Source organism: Clostridia bacterium, assembly GCA_019683875.1.
In the GTDB taxonomy this organism is placed as follows: Bacteria; Bacillota; Sulfobacillia; order RBS10-35; family Bu92; genus Bu92.
On the sequence record JADGHN010000189.1, the window covers coordinates 1 to 2,416 of the forward strand.

4 protein-coding genes are annotated in these 2,416 nt (G+C 70.9%); 2 read left to right on the forward strand and 2 right to left on the reverse strand.

The genetic code is table 11. The features are described from left to right. Together IRZ18_09750 and IRZ18_09755 are read left to right on the forward strand one after the other, a co-directional pair. The coding region (locus IRZ18_09750) for a cytosine permease (protein ID MBX5477388.1) at nucleotides 1-349 on the forward strand (349 nt) is incomplete at its 5' end. Between the two features lie 130 nt (nucleotides 350-479). Then, a complete protein-coding gene (locus tag IRZ18_09755) occupies nucleotides 480-884 on the forward strand; it encodes a nucleotidyltransferase domain-containing protein (GenBank protein MBX5477389.1) in 405 nt (134 codons plus the stop codon). A gap of 140 nt (nucleotides 885-1,024) precedes the next feature. On the opposite strand, the gene IRZ18_09760 is transcribed toward IRZ18_09755, so the two are convergent. Then, a complete protein-coding gene (locus IRZ18_09760) occupies nucleotides 1,025-1,966 on the reverse strand; it encodes an ABC transporter permease (GenBank protein ID MBX5477390.1) in 942 nt (313 codons plus the stop codon). Continuing rightward, nucleotides 1,963-2,416, reverse strand: a 454-nt coding sequence (locus IRZ18_09765; protein MBX5477391.1) for a hypothetical protein, incomplete at its 5' end; no start/stop codon positions are given. The genes IRZ18_09765 and IRZ18_09760, both read right to left, overlap by 4 nt.

A 2,416-nucleotide genomic window follows, 5' to 3' on the forward strand; every position in this document is an offset into this window, starting at 1 on the left:
CATCCTGAACCTGTTCGTGCCGTTCCTGACGCTGCTCGGCGTGACGCTGCCGCCCGTCGGGGGCATCATGATGGCGGACTACTTCATCCTCAAGACGCACCGCAAGGAGCTTGAGGCGACGCGCGCGAAGGGCGAGCTGCCGCAGTCGTACCCGACGGTGAACGTGGCCGGCCTCGTGGCGTGGGCGGTCGGCTCCGTGGCGGGCAAGGTGGTCACGTGGGGCATCCCGTCGCTGACGGCGCTGATCATCGGCGGCGTGGTGTACGTGGTGCTGATGAAGGTGCTGCCGGCGTCGGTCGTGTTCCCGGTGGAGCGGCGGGCGACTTCGGTGGCGGTGCAGGCGGACTGAGGCGCGGCGGCGTTTTCGAGGCGAAGCGCCCCAACGACGGCGGCCCGGGACTCGCTCCCGGGCCGCTTTGTCGTATGGGCGGGCGTGGCGCGTCAATGGTACGATGTCCCCAACCGGAGGCGCGTGGATCATGGATCTGGAACAGGTCGTGGGAGCCCTACGCGACGCCCTGGCGTCCGAAACGGACGTGCGCTCCGCGTGGCTGTTCGGCTCGGCAGCAAAGGGGAGCGCTCGTCAAGATTCGGATCTTGACGTCGCCGTGTGGATGCAGGGCGAGTGTCCGTTTGAGCGGCTGGCCCGCCTCGCGTCAAAGCTTGAAGGCGCCACCGGACGCCCCGTGGACCTCGTCGTGCTGAACGGCGCGAATCCACTTGTGGCGCGGGATGCGATCCGGGGCATCCCTCTTTTTACGCGGGATGAAGGGGCCGAGATCGAGTTCGTCCTCGCCGTCGACCGCGAAGCCGAAGACTGGGCGGAATTCGTCGCTTCGTTCCTGGAGGAGCGCCGCCGGGTGCGGGAGGAGAGCCGGGGGTGAAACTGACCGCCTCGCAACGCCACGCCGTCCTCGTGCGCATTGACTTCGCCCGATCCGGAAGCGCCACCGTCTCCCGGTGGTTGGACCGCTGTGAGCGTCTCGCAAACGAGGTTTGACGCCCGCGCCGCTTCGCGGCCCCTTCACGCCCGCACCTCTTGCCGCATGAAGTAGACGTACGCCAGCCCGAAGCAGAGCGCCGTCGCCGCCAGCAGCCCCGCCACCTGCGGCCAGATGAGGAGCAGGCTCTGACCGAAGGAGAGCTTGCCCGGCACCATGCCGATCGTCTGCGTGATGACGATCGGCCCCACAGTGCGCACGGCGGGCGAGAGCAGCGCCGACACCGCCTCGCTGTAGAGCGTCGTCGGCGAGAGACGGGAGAGGTCCTGCTCCCAGTACGCGTGACGCAGCGCTTCCGCGATGGTCGGGTTGTCGCCCGCGGGCGCCACGGCGTCGGCGACCATTCCCGCCAGAAGCCCCAGGAACACGCTGAAGAAGAGCCACAGCGCCACGCCGGTGAGGGCGGACGTGGCCGCGCTGCGGAAGACGACGGAGAAGAGGATGGCGAGGCCCAACCAGAACGCCACGTAGAGCACGGTGACGACGAGGAACGCGATCAGCCGCGCGATCTCTTCGGACGTGGGCGCCACGCCCGTGAGGATGAGGCCGAGGCCGCCGACCAGCGCCAGGATGCTGGTGAACATCACGACGAGCGTCGTCAGGCCGGCCAGGAACTTGCCGTTGATGATGGCGTCGCGGTGGATGGGCTGCGCGACGAGCCGGCTGAGCGTGCCGCGCGCGCGCTCGCTGCTGATGGCGTCGAATCCGAGCGCCAGACCCACGAGCGGCCCCAGGAAGCCCAGCAGCGCCGTGAACGGCGGCAGCGAGCTGCCGGACGAGGTGAAGAGCAGGAGGAAGACGAAGCCGGTGCTGGACGCGTCGGCGGCGTTGGCGCGGATCGTCTGCGCGGCCAGGTACAGCGCGGTGAGGCCGCTCAGCGCGATGAGGCCGAGAAGGATGAGGAAGCGCAGGCTGCCGAAGTGGTCGGCCAGCTCCTTGCGGGTGACGGCGATGACGCCGTTCATGCGCGCACCTCCGTTCTGGCGGTCGACGGGGACGCGCCGGAACGTGGCTGGCCGGCGCTTGGGCCGCCGGCGCCGGGCACGCCGCCGTCGCGAGTATCGCCGCGCCGGGCCTCTCCGCCCCGCCCGCTGTCCTCGCCGCGAGCCCCCTGGAAATAGCGGAGATAGATGTCGTCGAGGCCGCGGCCCTGGGTGCGCATGCCCTCCAGGGGGAGGCCGGCTTCGACGAGCGTCCGCGCCAGCCGGGGTGCGGCGTCGGTGCCGGTTTCGGGCACGCACTCCGCGACCCACGTGCGGTCGTCCCTGCCCGGGATGACGCGCCGGACGAAGGGCAGGCGCTCCAGCACGGCGCGCGGGTCGGGGGCGGGGCTGCCGGCGGCGTCCGGCGCCGACCCGCTGGCTTCACCGTCGCCGCCCGCCGCCAGCCGCACCTCGACGCGCACGGGCTCGTCC

Excerpts from the sequence above, each read along its gene's own strand:
- IRZ18_09755 (MBX5477389.1), top strand. The coding sequence starts at position 480 with ATGGATCTGGAACAGGTCGTGGGAGCCCTACGCGACGCCCTGGCGTCC.
- IRZ18_09760 (MBX5477390.1), bottom strand. The coding sequence starts at position 1,966 with ATGAACGGCGTCATCGCCGTCACCCGCAAGGAGCTGGCCGACCACTTC.